Source organism: Marinicellulosiphila megalodicopiae (assembly GCF_045862395.1).
In the GTDB taxonomy this organism is placed as follows: Bacteria; Pseudomonadota; Gammaproteobacteria; order Pseudomonadales; family Natronospirillaceae; genus Marinicellulosiphila; species Marinicellulosiphila megalodicopiae.
Map to the genome: position 1 here is coordinate 2,303,223 of NZ_AP023087.1, position 18,999 is coordinate 2,322,221.

General features: G+C 37.5%; 16 protein-coding genes. 13 read left to right on the top strand and 3 right to left on the bottom strand.

Annotated elements, in window-relative coordinates; genetic code table 11:
• The first annotated feature begins 303 nt into the window (after positions 1-303).
• The 6 genes from tmk to thrH all read left to right on the top strand — a co-directional run bounded on the left by tmk (position 304) and on the right by thrH (position 3,756).
• Positions 304-939 (top strand): dTMP kinase, encoded by a 636-nt coding sequence (gene tmk / locus TYM08_RS09745; RefSeq protein ID WP_422382783.1) that lies wholly within the window; start codon positions 304-306, stop codon positions 937-939.
• Positions 939-1,916, top strand: coding sequence for a DNA polymerase III subunit delta' C-terminal domain-containing protein (locus tag TYM08_RS09750; protein ID WP_422382784.1), 978 nt, complete (start codon positions 939-941; stop codon positions 1,914-1,916). The genes tmk and TYM08_RS09750 overlap by 1 nt, the downstream gene beginning before the upstream one ends.
• A gap of 10 nt (positions 1,917-1,926) precedes the next feature.
• A complete protein-coding gene (locus tag TYM08_RS09755; protein ID WP_422382785.1) occupies positions 1,927-2,274 on the top strand; it encodes a PilZ domain-containing protein in 348 nt (115 codons plus the stop codon).
• 1 nt (position 2,275) lies between these two features.
• Complete coding sequence (locus TYM08_RS09760; RefSeq protein WP_422382786.1) at positions 2,276-2,518, top strand: glutaredoxin family protein; 243 nt, start codon at positions 2,276-2,278, stop codon at positions 2,516-2,518.
• Positions 2,511-3,053 carry a DUF6436 domain-containing protein gene (locus TYM08_RS09765; RefSeq protein WP_422382787.1) on the top strand — a complete coding sequence of 181 codons (543 nt, stop codon included), beginning with the start codon at positions 2,511-2,513 and terminating at the stop codon, positions 3,051-3,053. Before TYM08_RS09760 ends, TYM08_RS09765 begins: the two co-directional genes overlap by 8 nt.
• Positions 3,054-3,138: 85 nt before the next feature.
• Positions 3,139-3,756, top strand: coding sequence for a bifunctional phosphoserine phosphatase/homoserine phosphotransferase ThrH (thrH, locus tag TYM08_RS09770; RefSeq protein ID WP_422382788.1), 618 nt, complete (start codon positions 3,139-3,141; stop codon positions 3,754-3,756).
• 445 nt (positions 3,757-4,201) lie between these two features.
• Here the strand turns inward: thrH and TYM08_RS09775 are convergent, their stop codons facing one another.
• On the bottom strand, positions 4,202-5,305 hold the full coding sequence (locus TYM08_RS09775) for a phosphoribosylaminoimidazolesuccinocarboxamide synthase (protein WP_422382789.1): 1,104 nt from the start codon (positions 5,303-5,305) through the stop codon (positions 4,202-4,204).
• A gap of 444 nt (positions 5,306-5,749) precedes the next feature.
• Between TYM08_RS09775 and TYM08_RS09780 the strand changes: the two genes are divergently transcribed.
• The 3 genes from TYM08_RS09780 (at position 5,750) to dusA (ending at position 9,847) form a co-directional block, all read left to right on the top strand.
• Positions 5,750-6,706 (top strand): IS5 family transposase, encoded by a 957-nt coding sequence (locus TYM08_RS09780; protein WP_422379715.1) that lies wholly within the window; start codon positions 5,750-5,752, stop codon positions 6,704-6,706.
• A gap of 657 nt (positions 6,707-7,363) precedes the next feature.
• Positions 7,364-8,602, top strand: coding sequence for a tyrosine-type recombinase/integrase (locus TYM08_RS09785; RefSeq protein ID WP_422382790.1), 1,239 nt, complete (start codon positions 7,364-7,366; stop codon positions 8,600-8,602).
• Between the two features lie 276 nt (positions 8,603-8,878).
• Positions 8,879-9,847 carry a tRNA dihydrouridine(20/20a) synthase DusA gene (gene dusA, locus TYM08_RS09790; protein ID WP_422382791.1) on the top strand — a complete coding sequence of 323 codons (969 nt, stop codon included), beginning with the start codon at positions 8,879-8,881 and terminating at the stop codon, positions 9,845-9,847.
• Between the two features lie 145 nt (positions 9,848-9,992).
• Here the strand turns inward: dusA and TYM08_RS09795 are convergent, their stop codons facing one another.
• Both TYM08_RS09795 and TYM08_RS09800 read right to left on the bottom strand, forming a co-directional pair.
• Entirely contained in the window at positions 9,993-11,057 is a 1,065-nt protein-coding gene (locus TYM08_RS09795) for a CobW family GTP-binding protein (protein ID WP_422382792.1), read from the bottom strand.
• Positions 11,058-11,146: 89 nt separating this feature from the next.
• Entirely contained in the window at positions 11,147-12,271 is a 1,125-nt protein-coding gene (locus TYM08_RS09800; RefSeq protein ID WP_422382793.1) for a response regulator, read from the bottom strand.
• A gap of 248 nt (positions 12,272-12,519) precedes the next feature.
• Here TYM08_RS09800 and flgB point away from each other — a divergent pair, with 248 nt between their 5' ends.
• The 4 genes from flgB to TYM08_RS09820 are packed head-to-tail and all read left to right on the top strand — an operon-like array spanning position 12,520 to position 18,962.
• The gene (gene flgB / locus TYM08_RS09805; RefSeq protein WP_422382794.1) at positions 12,520-12,918 is read left to right on the top strand and encodes a flagellar basal body rod protein FlgB; all 399 of its coding nucleotides are present in this window, start codon (positions 12,520-12,522) and stop codon (positions 12,916-12,918) included.
• A gap of 2 nt (positions 12,919-12,920) precedes the next feature.
• Positions 12,921-13,361, top strand: a complete 441-nt coding sequence (gene flgC / locus TYM08_RS09810) for a flagellar basal body rod protein FlgC (protein ID WP_422382825.1) — start codon at positions 12,921-12,923, stop codon at positions 13,359-13,361.
• A 10-nt stretch (positions 13,362-13,371) separates the two neighbouring features.
• Complete coding sequence (locus tag TYM08_RS09815; protein ID WP_422382795.1) at positions 13,372-14,106, top strand: flagellar hook assembly protein FlgD; 735 nt, start codon at positions 13,372-13,374, stop codon at positions 14,104-14,106.
• A 14-nt stretch (positions 14,107-14,120) separates the two neighbouring features.
• The gene (locus TYM08_RS09820) at positions 14,121-18,962 is read left to right on the top strand and encodes a flagellar hook-basal body complex protein (protein WP_422382796.1); all 4,842 of its coding nucleotides are present in this window, start codon (positions 14,121-14,123) and stop codon (positions 18,960-18,962) included.
• Positions 18,963-18,999 lie beyond the last annotated feature (37 nt).

Here is an 18,999-nt window from a genome sequence, read left to right on the forward strand (position 1 = left end):
GTCGGATCCATAAATTCAACAAGCCGACCCAGCTCAACTATCAAAAAACAAAAAACGGATCCGACCCCTGACTCAAAATGATTAGCTGGGGGTCGGATCCATTTTTTTAAGCGTGCTTATTTATTCGAGGTAATCAGTTTTTTGGATCTGACCCCCGGCTATTTTCGTAATGCATCAATCGTGATTTTTTGGATCCGACCCCAGGCTTTGGTTTTAACACATTAAAAGTTTAATCATTGATAACATCGGTTTGAAAAAAAAGGTAGAATTATCAGCTTTTCAAATTTCATATTCAGGGGTCAAATGAGCGGTTTATTTATTACAGTTGAAGGCTTAGAAGGCGTAGGCAAATCAACGAATTTAGCATTTGTTGAACAGTGGTTAATCAATAAAGGCTTAGAAGTCGAAACGACTCGTGAACCAGGTGGCACTGCACTGGCTGAAGATATACGTGAATTATTATTGGCAAAGCGTGACGAGCCCGTAAGCCAGACCTGTGAATTGCTGATGATGTTTGCTGCACGCGCTCAGCATTTAAGCCAAAAAATCAATCCTTGGTTAGATCAAGGTAAATGCGTGTTATCTGATCGCTTTACCGATGCAACTTATGCTTATCAAGGCGGTGGTCGTGAGATGGATGTTTCTATTATTAATCAATTAGAAGGCATCGTACAAAATGGCTTACAACCTGATTTTACTTTGTTATTAGATGCGCCAGCAGAAATTGGCTTGGCTCGCATTCAATCTCGTGGATTTACAGACAGAATTGAACAAGAAAAAGTTGAGTTTTTTGACCGTGCGCGTGAAGGGTACTTAGCTCGAGCTAAGGCTCAGCCCAATAGAATGCACATCATTGATGCAAGCAAAACTTTAGAACAGGTTCAAACTCAAATTGACGCCACTTTAACTGCTTTTTTTAAAGCTCGTGAGCAAGCTTGATGTACATTTGGCAAAATAACGCATTTAACCAAATTATTGATTTATATAAACGTCAATCGCTTCCACATGCTTTGTTATTATCGTCTGATCCATTTTGTGGCGTAGACGAAATGGCCATTCATTTAGCCAATGCGTTATTGTGTGAGCACGAAAACAAGCCTTGCGGTGAGTGTCGTAGTTGTTTATTACAAAAAGCAGGCACTCATCCTGACTTCATGTTGGCTCAGCCACCTGAAGGCAAGCACATTCTTAATATTGAAACCATTCGTGAGATGATTGAATTTGCTCACATTACCTCTTCAATTAAAAATAAAGTAATTGTCATTCAACCGGCTGATGCCATGAATGAAGCGTCTTCAAATGCCATTTTAAAATTGCTAGAAGAACCCAGCGACAATACGTTTTTGATTATGGTTTCAACGGCAAAACATCTATTACTACCCACCATTATCAGTCGCTGTCAAAAATGGCATGTACCCACACCTGAAATGGCAGTATCCGAGAAATGGCTGATCGAGCAAACGGACAAACCGCAAGAGACCGTTCAATTAGCATTGAATCAGTCTAACCATCAGCCTATTAGAGCAAAAAGTTTTCTAGAAAATGATGATATTGTGTTTCAACAGCGTATTATTGATGGATTACAGCAATTATTTAAAAAGCAGATATCTCCCGTACAATTGTCGAGTAATTGGCAAAAAGAAAATCTTGGTCAAATATTGTTTTGGCTTCAAAACTGGCTAACGACTAGTATTAAACTGCAAGTGGCCAAAACAGGGGATCACCAAGCATACGAAGCAAATAAGCGAATTATTGCGTTTACAGCTAAGGTTGCTAGCTCTGAAAACCTATTTGAGTTCTACTCAAAGGTTCAAAGATACAATCTAAGTCTCAATAAACATCAAAATCTCAATCCGCAATTGATTTTAGAGGATATTTTGATAGGCTGGCATAACTTGATCGACCAAACGAATTGATAGGTAAAATATGAGTGAAGCAGGACCAAGAAACGGCATACTATCCGTAACCATGAAAGACAAAGCAGTATTGTATGCCGCTTATATGCCTTTCGTGCAAAACGGCGGATTATTCATTGCAACTAACCGTAAGTTTCAACTAGGTGATGATGTCTTTTTGTTAATGAGCTTAATGGATGAGCCCGAAAAAATTCCTGTAGCTGGCAAAATCATCTGGATTACACCAAAAGGCGCACAAGGCAACCGTGCTTCGGGTATTGGTGTTCAGTTCGAAAAGAAAAACGACCTTGCTCGTGACAAGATTGAAACCTATTTAGCAGGTTCGCTTTCATCTGAAAAACCAACGCATACGATGTAATATGGCTTTAATTTATAACCTTTACAGCACCGATGGTTGTCACTTATGTGAACAAGCATTGGCGCTGATTGCTCAAGTGAATCCCAATATCAAAATAAACGTATTAGATATTATGGATGATCCTGTCTGGCTTGAGTCCTTTCAAATTCGAATTCCTGTTTTAGAAATCCCTAATACGTCAATCCAGTTAGATTGGCCTTTTGATGCAGAACAATTATCTCAGTTTTTAAGTACTAATGACTAAACAGATTCTACTCAGCGTTGGTTTTGTCATTTTATTAGGCCTCATTGTAAGCGCTAATTTTCTGTTAGAAAAATACTCACTCGTAAAACCCTTTGCCTCAGATGAAACCATCAATACGTTATTGGCCAATCAAGCTCAAACTAAGCAGTCTTTTTCTGGTATTTCACAATCAAGCCGTACACTAATTCATATCAATCAACCTTGGTGCATTTGTAACTCATTTACGTCATCTCATGTTTTAAATCTTGATAAACTGGCTACTGCACAATCCATTAAAACCATTAATGTTGAATTAGGTGAACTGAGCGCAGATCAACAATCAAAAGACTGGCAAAACTTGCTCTCACTTATTCCATCAACACCCGCAACGGTGTTACTTAATGATTCTGGCAACATCGAATATATAGGGCCGTACAGCTCAGGATTAACGTGTAATAGCGGTAATAGTTTTATTGAGCAGTTTTTAAAACAAGAACAATCAGACAAAACCATTGCCAACTGGATCAGCACGGGCTGTTATTGTTCGGTTAAATAGAATAAATGCACATGGTGCTTGACTTGAGCGGGGCATTCGTTAAAGTTGCGCGCATTATTTTTTACATCAATTTATTGGAGTTTTCATGGAAATCGCATGTTTAGATCTTGAAGGGGTTTTAGTACCTGAAATTTGGATCGCTTTTGCAGAAAAAACAGGTATTGAAGAATTAAAAGCAACCACTCGTGATATCCCAGATTACGATGTGTTAATGCAACAACGTCTTCGTATATTAGATGAACACAACTTAGGATTAAACGAAATCCAAGAAGTGATTGCGACGTTAAAGCCTTTAGAAGGCGCCGTTGAGTTTATTAACTGGTTACGTGAGCGTTTCCAAGTAATTATCTTGTCTGACACGTTTTATGAGTTCTCACAGCCTTTAATGCGCCAATTAGGTTTCCCAACTTTATTGTGTCATAAATTAGAAGTCGCTGAAGACGGTAAAGTGATCAACTATCACTTACGTCAAAAAGACCCTAAGCGTCAATCTGTATTGTCTTTACAAGGTTTATATTACCGAGTAATTGCGGCAGGGGACTCGTACAACGATACCACTATGCTTAAAGAAGCGGATGCGGGTATTTTGTTCCATTCACCACAAAACGTGATTGACGAATTTCCACAATTCCCAGCGGTACAAACGTTTGAAGATCTTAAAAAAGAATTCATCAAAGCAAGTAACCGTGAATTGAGCTTATAAATTTAAGCGAAGGATCTTTAAAAACCAGCGATTGCTGGTTTTTTTATGCCTGCTATTTGTGGTTATTGATTTACGAATATGTAGTTGGAAGCGAGGGAACCAGGGGTCGGATCCATTATTTAATTAGCCTTCTTCTAAAGCCTGGTTAAAAATTTGGATCCGACCCCAGGTTTAGATATGTCCCCCTAAAATATACTTTTGTCGAGATGTGATATCTACTGGCACAATGAGCTATACAGATGAAGTCAGAGGTCGGATCCACTTTTTTACAGGCTCATTAACACCGACTTTTTCATTTCTGGATCTGACCCCAATTTAACTTTAATGGATCCGACCCCTGGCTAAAAAACGCTGACAATATGTACTAGGTGCATAAAACAACAGACGAAAAAAAAACGCTATTGGTTGTGAAACCTAATAGCGTTTTGATTATGATCTTGAGAGCTTAATCAACCAAACCGTATTGAGTTTTTAAAATCTCAACAATTTCTTCTTTAGGGTTTTGGCTTAACTCAATTTTACGACCTGTGATTTTTTCAGCAATACCTAAGTATGTATTTGAAATGTCTATGATTGCATCAACAGGCAATGCATTATTGCGTGCTAACGCGCTTCGCTCGCTCATACGCTCTTTGTTTAATAATATATCTGGGTCTGGAAAATGATTTAACAAAAACTGTCTGAATCCTTCTTTTGAATTTTCAACGATGTTGCCGTTATTAAATTCAGATTCGTCCCAAATACGTGATGAATCGGGTGTTCCGACTTCATCCATATAGATTAGTTTTTCATTTCCGGCTTTATCAGATACATAACCAAATTCAAATTTAGTATCAACAAAGATCTGACCAACATCAGCAAGTGCATCGCTAATAACATTAAAGCCTTCTTTCAAAAGTTTTTCGTATTGAGCAATATCATCAGTACTTGAGAAGTTGAATCCTTCAAAGTGTTCTTCAATATTGGCACGAGTGATATTCACGTCATCGGCTTCAGGCACGCCATCTAAACCTTTTAAAATGCCTTTAGTAGAAGGTGTGATCAATAATTCTGGTAATTTTTGGTCTTTTTTCAAGCCTTCAGGCAACGCAATACCACAAAAATCACGCTCGCCTTTTTCATAAGCGCGCCACATAGAGCCGGTTATATATCCACGAGCAATGGCTTCAATCATGATTGGCTTGGCTTTTTGTACAATCCAAACAAACGGATGCGGTATGTCTAAAATATGGCTATCGGCTAGGCCATTATCTTTAAACAGCTGAAACCAATGGTTTGATACTGCATTTAATGCCGCTCCTTTACCAGGCACACCTTTTAAGCCGTTTTCACCTTGCCAAATACAATCAAAAGCTGAGATACGATCACTGATCACCATAATGGCTAAAGGCGAATCAATAGCAACGTCGTAGCCTTTTTCTTCAATCAATCGGCGACTGTCTTGTTCAGTTAACCAATACACAGAGCGGACTTTGCCACTATGAACAGGTAAATTAGTACGGATCGGTAAATCATCGTTAACGGCTAAAATAGAATCAGCAAGACGCATCTAAAAGGCTTCCAAAGTTAAATAAGGCTAAATAAAAAAAAGAGCGCGATTTTATCAGATTGTGTTTGGGATGTAACTATTGATGGGTCACTTTGATTAAAAGCAGGCTAGATACTACGCATATAAAACCAAGCTCCTTAAAAAAGTAGCTAACTATTTAAAGTTAAATTGCTAATATATCTCAGTGGCATCATTTTATTTACCTTACGCAGTATCCGAATATTAGTAAAGACGAGTCACAATACACCTAGTCTCATTGTGAATATTTACAAACGGAAAATCAAATTACACATTCTGGGGTCGGATCCAAGTTCTGTCAAAGCTATTATTTGTGAACCCAATTAAAAATGGATCTGACCCCAAATTACGTTACTTAAGGAAACTCTGTTTAAATAATGCTAAAATATGAGTGTCCATTAATTTTAAATAAAACCTATATATCACATGAAACAACTCAGCTTTACAGACGCAGAATCCCATTTAAAACGAAAACAAACTCGAAAAGAAAAATTCCTTAATCAAATGGAAGGACTTGTTCCTTGGGGCGTTTTTCTGCCTATCATCGAGCCATTTTATCCAAAAATGCATAAAAAAGGTCGTCAGCCTTACCCGCTTGAAACGATGCTTCGTGTTCATTTAATGCAAAACTGGTATACGATGAGTGATCCATCAATGGAGGATGCACTTTATGAAATTGCATCCATGCGACAATTTGCTCGATTAGAATTAACACATAAAATTCCTGATGAAACGACCATCTTAAAATTTAGGCATTTGCTTGAGAAGCATAAATTACAAGAAAAAATGCAACAAGCCATGAACCAAATTATGGTTGATCAAGGTGTATTATTAAAAGAAGGGACACTGATGGACGCCACAATTATTCACGCATCACCTTCAACCAAAAACAAATCGAAAGCACGCGATCCAGAAATGCATTCCTGCAAAAAAGCGAATCAATATTATTTTGGAATGAAAGCGCACGTGGGTGTCGACATGTACACAAGCGTGGCGCACAGCATGACATTTACATCGGCTAATCATCATGATGTGACCGAAGCGCATAATTTATTGCACGGTGAAGAAAAATTAATCGGTGGTGATAGCGGATATTTAGGTGCGGATCAGCGTGAAGAAAATAAAGATGTTTCAGCCCAATGGCTGATCGCAGAGCGACCAAGTTCATTAGTAAAAAAACACGGGACGGGCACAATTTACAATGACAAAAAAGCCACGGAAAAAATAAAGGCGCAATTAAGAGCGAAGGTGGAGCATATTTTTAGAATCGTAAAGTGTCAGTTTGGATTTCGAAAAGTGAAATACAAAGGGCTAGCAAAAAATGCGGCACAGCTGACGATGTTATTTACGTTAGCCAATATTTATATGATGAGGAATTTATAAATGAACTAGGCGAGTTACGCCTAGAATTTGGCAAACCAGCCAAATTCTAGGAAGTATGCGAGTTTTTTCGCAATTTCAGGGTGTTTTTTAGAAAAAAAATTGTAAGATTTTTTTTATTGAGTCTTTAGGATTCTAAATCAGAGATTCCTTAAGATTTAATTCAACAATATTTTTTAGATTTATCGATTTTTTGAATATGAGTGTTCTTGAATAGTAATTGTAAGTTATTACGTTGAAGCATTTTCATATCTAATAGATCAAGTATCTGAGTATCTGAGTATCTGAGTATCTGAGTATCTAAGTATCTATCGAAGTGTAATTTATCCGATTAATCTAAAAAATTGAATCTACATTAAACATTCAATTAAAATGCATTTCCAACAGATCTACAGCTAGTAATCTATTAAGTGTATTGGTAATAACTTAAGTGAATCAAAAATTGTAATTACAATATGACCAACTAAATTCAATCGTATTCACCATGATCAAAGGCATTATTCACAAAATAGCATATTCATAAGAACCCAGCTAAATATGGAAGTTCTCTCTCTTACCTATCTAATACACACAATGTCCAGTACTAAATAGAATTGGACTTTTTTTATAGTAATAGGTAATCTGAGAGTACTTCCATATTTATATACGCTAGGTATTCTTATGCAAACCCTTAATCATCCTTTTCCGTTATTTGATAGCCACAAACGATTTGCCGATGCACAAGATCAAGATTACCCGGACACTCAAAAATTGTTAAAGCCAATATTTGCATCTGACTCTAATAAATATGAACATTGGCTTTGGACCAAAGAATACCTGCAGTTTATAGCACGACATAAAGCCACTGGGACATTTGATCGATTTAGAAACGAATGTGAGCGATTTTTATTATGGTGCTGGTGTTTTAAGTCTGACAAAACTTTGAGCCAACTTAATAAAATCGATATTTTAGAGTATGCAGACTTTTTATGGTCACCGCCTAAAGCATGGATCGGCCAAGATGCTAACGCACGACGATTTGAAGAATCTGGCGGTATATTTAAAATCAATCCAAATTGGCGACCGTTTGTGTCACGACAATCTAAAGCATCCAAACTTAAATCGCCGTATCACATCAGCCAGTCAACGCTAAATGCCTCATTTGTCGCATTAACCACATTCTTTAATCACTTAATTGATTTAGATTTAATTGCCAAAAACCCAATCAAACAAGCTAAAAAAGATTGCCGTCACTTAATGAGAGATACACAAGTACGACAAGTTCATCGATTAAGCGACCTACAATGGCAGACTGTTCTAGATTGCGCCACTCAAATGGCCGATCAAGACAGTCGATTTGAACGTCATTTATTTCTAATTGCGTCTCTTAAAACCCTGTATTTACGTATTTCAGAATTAAGTGACCGAGACAATTGGAAACCCGTTATGGGCCATTTTTGGCACAAAGACGGTTATTGGTGGTTAAAAGTTTACGGTAAAGGCAATAAACTTCGTGATGTTTCAGTCCCTGTTTCATTCTTGCCTTTTTTACAACGTTACCGTGAAAGCCGTAATTTAGGCCCATTACCATTATTAGATGAAAGCGTAGCGATTATCAGTAAAAACAATTCTCACAAAGGCCTTGGCGCTCGTCAACTGCGCCGTTTTGTACAAGAAGTATTTGATGATGCCTACCTTAAATTAGTTCAAACGGGCCTGACTTTAGAAGCTAATGAGTTAAAATCGGCCAGTGCCCATTGGCTACGACATACAGGTGCCTCTATGGATATTGAGGAGAATCGCGATCTTAAGTATTTATCAGAAGATTTAGGTCATGCATCGCTTGCTACTACAGACACCATTTACGTGCAAACAGATATACGCAACCGAGCTGAATCAGGAAAATATCGTAAAGTTTAAACCAGTTAGTAATGTAGCCTAGGGTCGGATCCATTTTTCTTTTACTCTATTTTGATACAAATTTTAAATTTTTGGATCCGACCCCTGGCTCATTAATTCTGCTCAATCAATTGAGCAGAACTTTGAACGGGACTTTTAATGCAGGCTAAAACAGGTTCAAAATATTGTTGTTTTTGTCATCGCGTTTTCAATAGATTAAACCTTATCTCGTCATCTAACTTGTACCTAATTCATAATTCTCTATAATTCGCGCTCATTTTAATTCCGAATCGTTTTATGTCTGACTACCCTCACCGTTTTTCTGTTGCGCCCATGATGAATTGGACCGACCGCAATTGTCGATTTTTTCACCGTCAATTAAGTAAAAATGCATTGCTGTACACTGAAATGGTCACCACAGGCGCTTTGATTCATGCTGATGCTCATCGATTTTTAAAATATCACGAAGCGGAACATCCAATTGCTTTACAGCTTGGTGGTAGTGATCCATCTGAACTGGCTCATTGTGCTAAATTAGGTGAAAAATACGGATATGACGAGATTAATTTAAATATAGGCTGCCCATCTGATCGAGTTCAAAATGGCATGATTGGCGCAATTTTAATGGGTCATAAACAAATAGTGGCTGACGCCGTTAAACAGATGAAAGACGCATCAGATGTACCAGTTGTTGTGAAACACCGAATTGGGATTGATGATTTTGATTCAGAAGCATTTCTATTTGATTTTGTCGATCATGTTGCTAAAGCCGGTTGTGACACATTTGTTGTTCATGCTCGTAAAGCAATACTTCAAGGGTTATCTCCAAAAGAGAATCGCGAAGTACCTCCGCTTAATTACCAGCGAGTTTACGATTTAAAGAAAGAATTTAGTAATTTAAACATAATCATCAATGGTGGTATTGAAACCACTGAGCAATGTCACGAACATTTAAAATACTGTGATGGCGTGATGTTAGGTCGCAAAGCGTATCACGACCCTAGATTATTAATGCAGGTTGATCATGAATTTTATGGTGATTCAGAACCAGATGTAGATCAAATTGTTCGTGATGCGATTGCGCAAGTTAAGCAATATATTCAATCAGAAGAAATACCAATTAAGTACATTACTAGACACATGCTTGGGCTTTTTTCGTCCGTAAAAGGCGCAAAACAATATCGACGTCATTTAAGCGAATACGCACCACAGTGTGGTAATCGAATTGATGTATTGTGTGATGCGCTAAGATTTGTTGGGTATTGATTTAAATTTCATTCAAAAAACTGACTTTTATTTAAATATAAGACTGGTTTGCATAGATTGGGGCCAGATCCATTTTTAAATTATCACCTGGTTTACTGTCATTTTTAATTTTTTGGATCCGACCCTTGGATTAAAAACACCTTCATTATGAATTCGCAGCACTAAGAATTAATGCCTCAAGATTGATTACGCAGATGGGTTGATTGCTTATCAATTGGAACCTGGATTCCGTTATTTCATCTTCAGAGTAATTTTGAGATATTACAGAATCCACACCATTTATGATGAGTGTTTTATTTTGAATCTTTACTACTGCTTTTATTCTAATAACCTCCAAACCTAATAATTCATTAAAAAGTATATTCTCGTCAAACATAAAACTTTGATCAAATATCAATCCAACGGCAAAGAATCCTTCTATATTTTGCTCAAACGTTTGAATGGCTTTTTTAGTCTGATTAGGCTGAAAATCCATAAAGTCTATTGAATCGTCTTGCGATTTTAAACCTGTAGTATTCAAAAGTAGATTGAGTTTGGGCTGGGTTATGTTTAATTGAGGCTTAAATTTGGATAATAACTCCTGATCAATGCGCCCTCGCTGAGTTTGAACAATCAATTCTGAGACAATATTTTTTTGAATCATCCAGTTTTTAAATAAAGCAACATCTGCATATTCAAATACATCTTGTTTATTACACACCACCACATTGGCTACGGATATTTGGGTGGTAAACAGTTCATGTTCTGCATATCTAGCATCTTTGACTTTACGTGGATCCACAACTGTAAATACAGTTTGCAGGTTGATATAGGGCAATATCGCTAATTGATTAATGATTTGTTTGGGATGACCTAACCCGGTAGGTTCAATTATAAGTCGATCAGGTGATTTGTTTTGTTGTTTAAGTAATTGAACCAAGGCTACTTGAAACGGCACTCCATTAGCACAACACAAACAGCCACCCGCTATTTGGCTAATTTGAATCTGCCCTTTTTTGGATGAACCATCCGTTAAGTTTGATTCAATGATTTGATCATCTAACCCGACATCGCCAAATTCATTAATTAATACCACCCAGTGTTCATCGTTATTTTTATGAGTGATTAATGATCGAATTAAGGTGGATTTACCGGATCCTAAAAATCCAGTTACAATGTTAGTTGGCACTTTGTTTATTGGTGAGGTTTTGGTTAGTTTTAAAACAGTCATATTGAGTTAGAATGATAAAACCCAATTATCAATGATTAAATGGAAGATGACTACAGAATATCTTTTATTCGTTTAAATAATAAAATTGATTACTCATCTTGATTAAATAACTCATATAACATTTCTAAAATAGTACTTAAACTTGATTCAAATTCTTGGCTATTGCCACGAGTTTCTTCAATTTTTGAAGACGCGCCATATGCAAGCTCCATTAATGCTTTCTCTTGATCTTCTTCTAAACCTAATCTAAATAGTTCACTTTCTAAATTAACGATTAAATCCAGCATGGTTGTACGAATATGACTATCATGTTTCACAAACTTTGATTTTATGGATTCAATTTGTTGTTCAGTCATTTCAATTACACGACTTAAAACAATATTTCGATTTTTATTTAAAGCTGTATTTGCTTTAATCGTTTGAATTCTGCCATCTGCAATGCTAATTAAAACAGCTAAATGATCATTAATACGGCCATAACGGCTTTCGTCATCAATTGGCATATTTTTGATTAATAAGGATAAATTATCACTTTTTACTATCGTTCTGATGCCGAAATGGGTTATTCGGTCATTAATTGCTGTTGTTTTTATCAATAACCTTGCTTCAATAGATTGTTCATCGCAACCATAAAAAACATTCGGTGTATTTGGAATGAATGCACATGAAGATAAGCCAAATTCTTCGGATATTTTGCAAATTTTTTCGGCCATTTTACTTAGTGAATCCGCTTCTAATGTTGAAGTCACAAAATTTATGACCTGACCTAATTCACTACTGGATGTCATTGCTTCCATTGCAACATTCATAGCATCGGTGGCTTCTTGTTTTATACGCTTCATTAAACCGGTTTTACCTAAATTTTCGTGAATTTTTTTAAGTAAATCTTCCTCTACTACAGGTTTAATTAAATATTCGTCGCCGCCGGCCTCAAACCCTGCCAAACGTTCTTCAGCTGTATCTAATCCAGAAACAAAAATCACAGGAATTGAATTAGTAGATTCGTGGCTTTTTAATTTAACACAGGTTTCATGTCCATCCATTCCAGGCATATTAACATCAAGCAATATTAAATCGGGTTGATGCGCTTCAACTTGATCTAAACAAGCTTGGCCAGAATCTGCTTCAATCAAATCATAATTTGACTCTAAAATAGCAGTTAGAACCATTCTATTCATTTCACTATCATCAACTACTAAAATTGTATTTCTCACTAGAAACCTGCTTATTTATTTTTATAGATATATTGAGTGTAGATCGATTGTTTAAGGAAAACTGATTTTAACGTCCCTTGATTGTGAAAAATTGTAACGGCAATCCCCTGCCTAATCTGTTTCATTTGCCAACTATTACATTGCCGTAATTCACTCAATTCACTGTAACCTATTGATTTTAAATAAATTATATATTTGGCACAGCTTATGCTTTTTGCTAAACAACAACATTGATACAGAAGATGGTTATGTCAGCATTAGGTTTTCAAAATTCATTAGGTATACACCAAACGGCATTATTAACTCGTGCAGAACGATCTGAAATTTTAGCCAACAATTTAGCTAACTCAGATACCCCTGGGTTTAAATCCAGAGATATGGATTTTCAAGCAGTGTTAAAAGGTGAAGTTCGAAAACACTCATCGTTAGCTGTGAATCAAACCCATAACGGACATTTACCAGGAGTTGGTTTTGCAGATTTTGATCTGCTTTATCGTACTCCTACACAACCATCCTTAGATGGCAATACTGTTGATGATAATTTAGAAAATAGCGAATTCACTAAAAATGCAATGGGCTATAACGCCAGTTTTGAATTTTTAAATGGCCGTTTTAAAGGGCTAGTTAATGCGATTCGAGGGGAATAATGATGTCTTTAAGTAATGTTATAAATATCGCTGGTACTGGCATGAATGCCCAAAGTATTCGCTTGAATACGACTGCATCTAATATCGCTAATGCTCAAACGGTATCTTCAAGTATTGATGAAACCTACCGAGCAAGAAAACCGGTTTTTCAACTCCTACAAAAGCAATTTCATGATTCAAATTTTAGTGAAATGTACAGTGAAGATAATGTCGGTAATGGCGTAAAAGTCGGTGGCATTATTGAAAAAGACGATCCTTTGGATATTCGATACGACCCGACTCACCCAATGGCAGATACTGAAGGTTATGTGTTTTATCCTAATGTGAACGTCGTGGAAGAAATGGCGGATATGATTTCATCTCAGCGCAGTTTTACAGTAAACGTTGAAGTATTTAATACCGCAAAAACCATGCTTCAAAAAACATTAACGATGGGTAAATAAGGAGTAATTTATGGCTGATGTAACAAGTGTACAAAGCTCCGTTCTTGATCAATATGCGTTAGTTGATCCAAATAAAACCAAATCTAATGAAATGGGACGTGACCAGTTTTTAGAACTAATGATTGCTCAATTGAATAATCAGAACCCTTTAGAGCCTAAAGAAAATGGCGATTTTATTGCGCAGTTAGCTCAGTTTTCGACCGTTGAAGGCATCGAAAGCATGGGGACAAGTTTGGATGATATGTCTGCAAACTTTAAATCCAACCAAGCCATTCAGGCCTCTAGTTTGGTGGGTAAACATGTCACCATCGAAGGGAAAACCGATACGGATTTAAACTGGGGTGAATACATTTATGGCAGTGTCGAAATACCAGCTGGCATGGATAATTTGCACTTACAAATTATCAACGAGAAAGGCGATAAAGTTGAGGATATTTCCTTGGGATATCAGTCAAATGGTGAATCTCGTTTTATTTGGAATGGTGCGCAACTTGAGTTTAACGATGACATGATTGATATCGATTTAAGTAAGTTAGAGACAGATGAAGAAGGTCGCCCTATTCCCCATGCGGAAGGAAATTACCAGTTCAAATTGGTGGGCACCAGCGAAGGACAGCAGCAAGAAATGGCTATCTCAATGAGCGCTCGAGTGGACTCAGTTTCCATCACCGGCGGCTCAGAGTTAGTACTTAATTTATCAGGTAATGAAACCACTTCATTGCTTAATGTAAAACAAATTAATTGATCGCGGAGTAATGTATGGGATTTAGTTCAGGTTTAAGTGGCATTGCTGCTGCAAATAAAGATTTACAAATCACAGGTAACAACGTTGCAAACGCAAGTACGGTGGGGTTTAAAACCAGCCGTGCTGAATTTGGCGATGCGTATACCACTACCATTTTAGGCACAGGCGGCAACGCCATAGGCAGTGGTGTAAATGTTGACTCCGTTGCACAAAAATTTACTCAAGGTAATATCAGCCAAACAAACAGTGTGTTTGACTTGGCGATCGATGGTGCGGGATTTTTTGTTTTAGGTTATGAAAATGGCACGCAAACTTACTCTCGTTCGGGTATGTTTGGCGTGGATAAAGATGGGTTTATTACAAACAATCAAGGCGGTAAATTGCAAGGATTTGGTACTGATGAAAACGGCATTGTTACGGGAATTTTACAAGATTTAAAAGTAGAAACCGGCAATCAACCTCCTAAAGGCACGCAAGGTGTAGAAGCGCAAGTTAACGTTTCTGCAGGTGCTCAAGTTTTGCAACAGCTTGGATCCATTACACGCACTAACGGTTTGGCAGTTGGTGTTGCTCAAGTTGGTCAAGCTGAAGCGACAAGTTCGGTTTTATCGACATTAAATGTCCCAACAACTGAAGGTACACCGAGTTATTTAAATACGAATATTAATATAGCGGACAGATTAACAGCAGGTAATACAGGGCTTGGATTTTCAGGTGTAACACCAACTATCGGGGCGTATCAAACCCCAAACACTCCAAATTTTAATACAACTACAGGTGGTGCAATTGTCAATGGTTATGTGTTAGGTACACCCAGTACCGTCGCAATTACAGCAACATTAAGTGATTCAATCAATATTTCTATCAATACTGGCGGTGCCACTTTAATTGAAGCTGAAATATCTCCATATACAGGAAATGTTTCCGATTTACCTTCTGCAATTGCTGGTTTACAAATTGCAATAAACAATAACGAAGTACTTTCAGGTCATGTTCTTGTTCGTGAGGACCCAAATAATTTAGGTCAAATTGAATTATATTCAACAGATGGTACAACATTTCCAATCCCTGCTATCTCTATTCCATCCACTTCCACCTCAACATTAGCAAATCAATTAGGCTTTGGTGACTCAACTCATGCCACGTTACCAGGTAATGATAACTCAACAAATGATAATAGAATTTTATTAGATGATTTACCTTTGATTGGTGAAACAATAGAAGTTAATTACCTTGACGCAACAGGTGTCGCTGCAGTAACGCCATTAACATTAACATTAGCTCCAGTTTCACAAAATTATGCCTCTCAAACGGCTTTAATTACTGATTTGAATACACAATTAAATGCAGAATTAATACTTGCTGGTTTGAATGGTAATGAGTTTGTCGCTCAAATTAATCCATTTAATGCAAGCGCAATAGAAATCGTGCCGAATATAAATGACACGATTACCCCTGTTGATGAAGATTATGCAATTTCAAGTATTGTAAATACCCTAGGGTCAACATTGGCGCAAGATTTAGGCTTAACCAGTGGTAGTGTCAGTAACCGTTTTTTCCAAAACCCACCCGCATCCTCAGATACAATTCAAATTCAAATTCAAGATCCTAATATCAATGGAGGAACACCTTATACCGCGCTAATTCGCCCATTCCCTAGCGAAATACCTATTACAAATACAGCTGAATTATTAGCTGAATTCCAAGATCAACTTAATGATGATGTTACGCTTTCTGGTCGACTAACCATTCAAGAAGATCCTGATAATGCAGGTGTGTTTCAATTAATTAGCTCAAGTGGCACAAGAATAACATCAGTTACAGATTTAATTGGATCTGTGGCAACTGATCTACATTTTCAACCTGGCTCCACAATTACAGAAAGTGTATTTAGTAATTTACCTCCTTCTATAACTTCTACAATTGATATTACTTTGCAAGGTCCAAATTTCAATAATGGGTCTCAAATTATTGAAAATATAGAGCCATTTCCAGCTGGCTCTGTAATAAACAATATGAATGATATGGTTGCTGCCTTTCAATCAGCAATTGATGGCAATCAAAATCTTGCGGGCAAGATAAAGGTTTCTGAAGATCCAAATAGAATTGGTTTTTTACAAGTAGAAACCTTTGGTCCATATGCTACTGACGGTACGAATATTTTATCTTTAAGTGATAACGTTGGCGGCATGGCATCCTTATTAGGTTTAGATTTAGGGACAGTACCAAATCCGACAGTAAATACAGCCATTGCAGGACTTGAACTGTTTGCCAATGGAGGCAGCATAGATTTAACAACTATTGAAGGAACACCTGTAACCGTTCAAGGAAATTTACCATCAGAATTCATTTTTAATGACTTTACTCCAGGTGAGCCATCAACTCTTACTGGTGCTGCGTTAACATTATCTCCATTTACAGGTAACACTGGCAGTTATTTTAATATGAATATCGTTTCAGGGTCGAATTCAGATACGATTACTGTAAATGTACCTGGTGGTGGATTTTCAAGCCAAGCAGATTTGTCTAACGCCGTAGCTGTAGCAATAGCAGGCTCGGCTCAATTAAATGGTGTCATTAGCGTAGGAGTTGATTCTTCTAATCGTATGTATTTAACCAATATACGTTCAGGAGCTCAGTCAATTTCAGTTTATGAAGCTGGCAGTGATATGTCTCCAACATTTCCAAATCCAGTTCAAGACGTACTGGGTATGACTGCAGGATCGAGCCCTCAACCCATTCTAGAATTGGGTAGTGAAGATATTTCTGCGAATAATGAGTTAACATTAACAGTTGGCGGGGATGAGCCAGGTGTGGGGACTATTCGCATACCAGGTGGTACTTATACAACAACTGACAATATTGTACTTGCTTTAAATGGACAAATTACAGCCAATCCACAACTTACAGGTAAAGTAGAAGCAAGCAATGTAAATGGAAGAATCATTTTTAGTTTAACGCAATTAGGTGGGTTTCCAAACTCCTTAGATGTAGACAGTAATGGATCATCCCTTGCTGCATTTGGACATTCATCTCAATCCACTCCACCTGCAATTGATCCTGTAGATCGACGAAACAGCTTTCGAGTTAACCTATCTGTGCCTTTACCAGATGAAGATAATCGTTCTGGTTCTGTAGAGGTGACACTTGATGAAAATATTCGCTCAATTGAACAATTAGCATCGGCTATCAACCGGGAATTAAATGCTGCTGAAGAAGATCAATACGTTGGCGTTAGAGCTGAAGTCCATACCAATACAGATGGAACCAAAACCCTTAACTTTGTAGCAACCATTCCAGGAGAAGCCTCTCAAATTTCGGTTACTAATGTCCAGGCCATTGGAGAAGACATCAGCGAACAAGAAATTTACGCGATGTTACAAATTGATGCTTATGATGAAAATAACTTAGTTACTGGAGAGCCTGAAATTACAAACGGCTATCCTGAACAATCGTTTGTTTTATACGATGAAGAAAATGACGTTAGACGCTCAGTGACGATCCCTGAAGATTTACAAGCCTCCCAAATCGCCAGTTTATTATCTGAATTAGCGGGTGTGAAAGCCACAGCTGAAACAGAATTAACTATCTATTCACAGGATTATATTAATTCTGGTCAAATGGATATTTTGATCAATGATCAAAGAATTACCGCAAATAATTTTGAAGATATGGTTGAAGAAATCAATCAGTATCAACAAACTACCCTATCTGGCATCACTGCCGATTATGATGAAGAGTCAGGCAATTTAATGTTACACAGCACCATTGGTACTGACATTAAAATTCAAATTGATTCAACGGTTGCCACCGATACATTAACATTGCGTGGTGTCGATGGCACCGCTCCTGCGGTATTAGGTGGCGCAAACAACGAAGAAACGACTGCATTAGTGGGAGGGTTTGTCGATATTGTGTTAAATGAAGGCTACACAATGATTGAACCAGACCCGCGCGTAGTAGGTTTATTCAACGGTTTAACCTCTAACAGCTTTGAAGATTATGTCATTAATAGCTTTAATCCTGATGACCCAGAAACCTACAATGATACAGCATCCATCACAATGTATGATTCGTTAGGTACTCAACATCGATTACAAATGTACTTTGTCAAAGAACCGGATGACCCGCAACGCCCATTAGATTTAAATTACTGGACTGTTTATGCACAGGTAGATGGTTTAAATGTTGGCGATCCGGATCCTTCACTAGCTTATCCTGACAATTTAGCCCCGACAATGGCCAGTCATCGCATGTATTACAATGCCGATGGTACTTTAGACACAGAAAGCACTGGACCTTGGCTAATTTCAAACTGGGACCCAGTGGACGAAAGCGGCGACTCTAACGGAGCGTTCACCTCACAAAATGTTGCCGAAGGCGGATCTTTGCCGATTTCAACGGTAAGCAGCAGTTCTAACTTTGAAATTGATTTAACAGGCTCTACTCAATATGGTGGACCTTTTAGTCGAGCCAACTTCCAACAAGATGGGTATTCATCCGGTCGTTTAAAAGATTTGGAAGTAGGTGATGATGGGATTATTTACGCACGTTATACCAACGGTGAAGCGCAAGTATTAGGTCAAGTAGCTACTGCTTCTTTTCAAAATGTAGAAGGTTTGACTCAAATGGGTCACACCGAATGGCAAGAATCTTTTGATTCAGGAGATGCAACCATTGGGGAACCAGGCACCGGTGTGCTGGGTAAATTACGATCAAGTGCGTTAGAAGACTCGACAGTAGATTTATCTGAACAACTGGTTCATTTGATTATTGCCCAACGTAATTATCAAGCCAGTGCGAAAACCATCGAAACAGCCAATGCTGTGACTCAAACCATTATTAACTTACGTTAATAATCAAAACTAAAAGCGGAAAAACAAGGGATTGTTT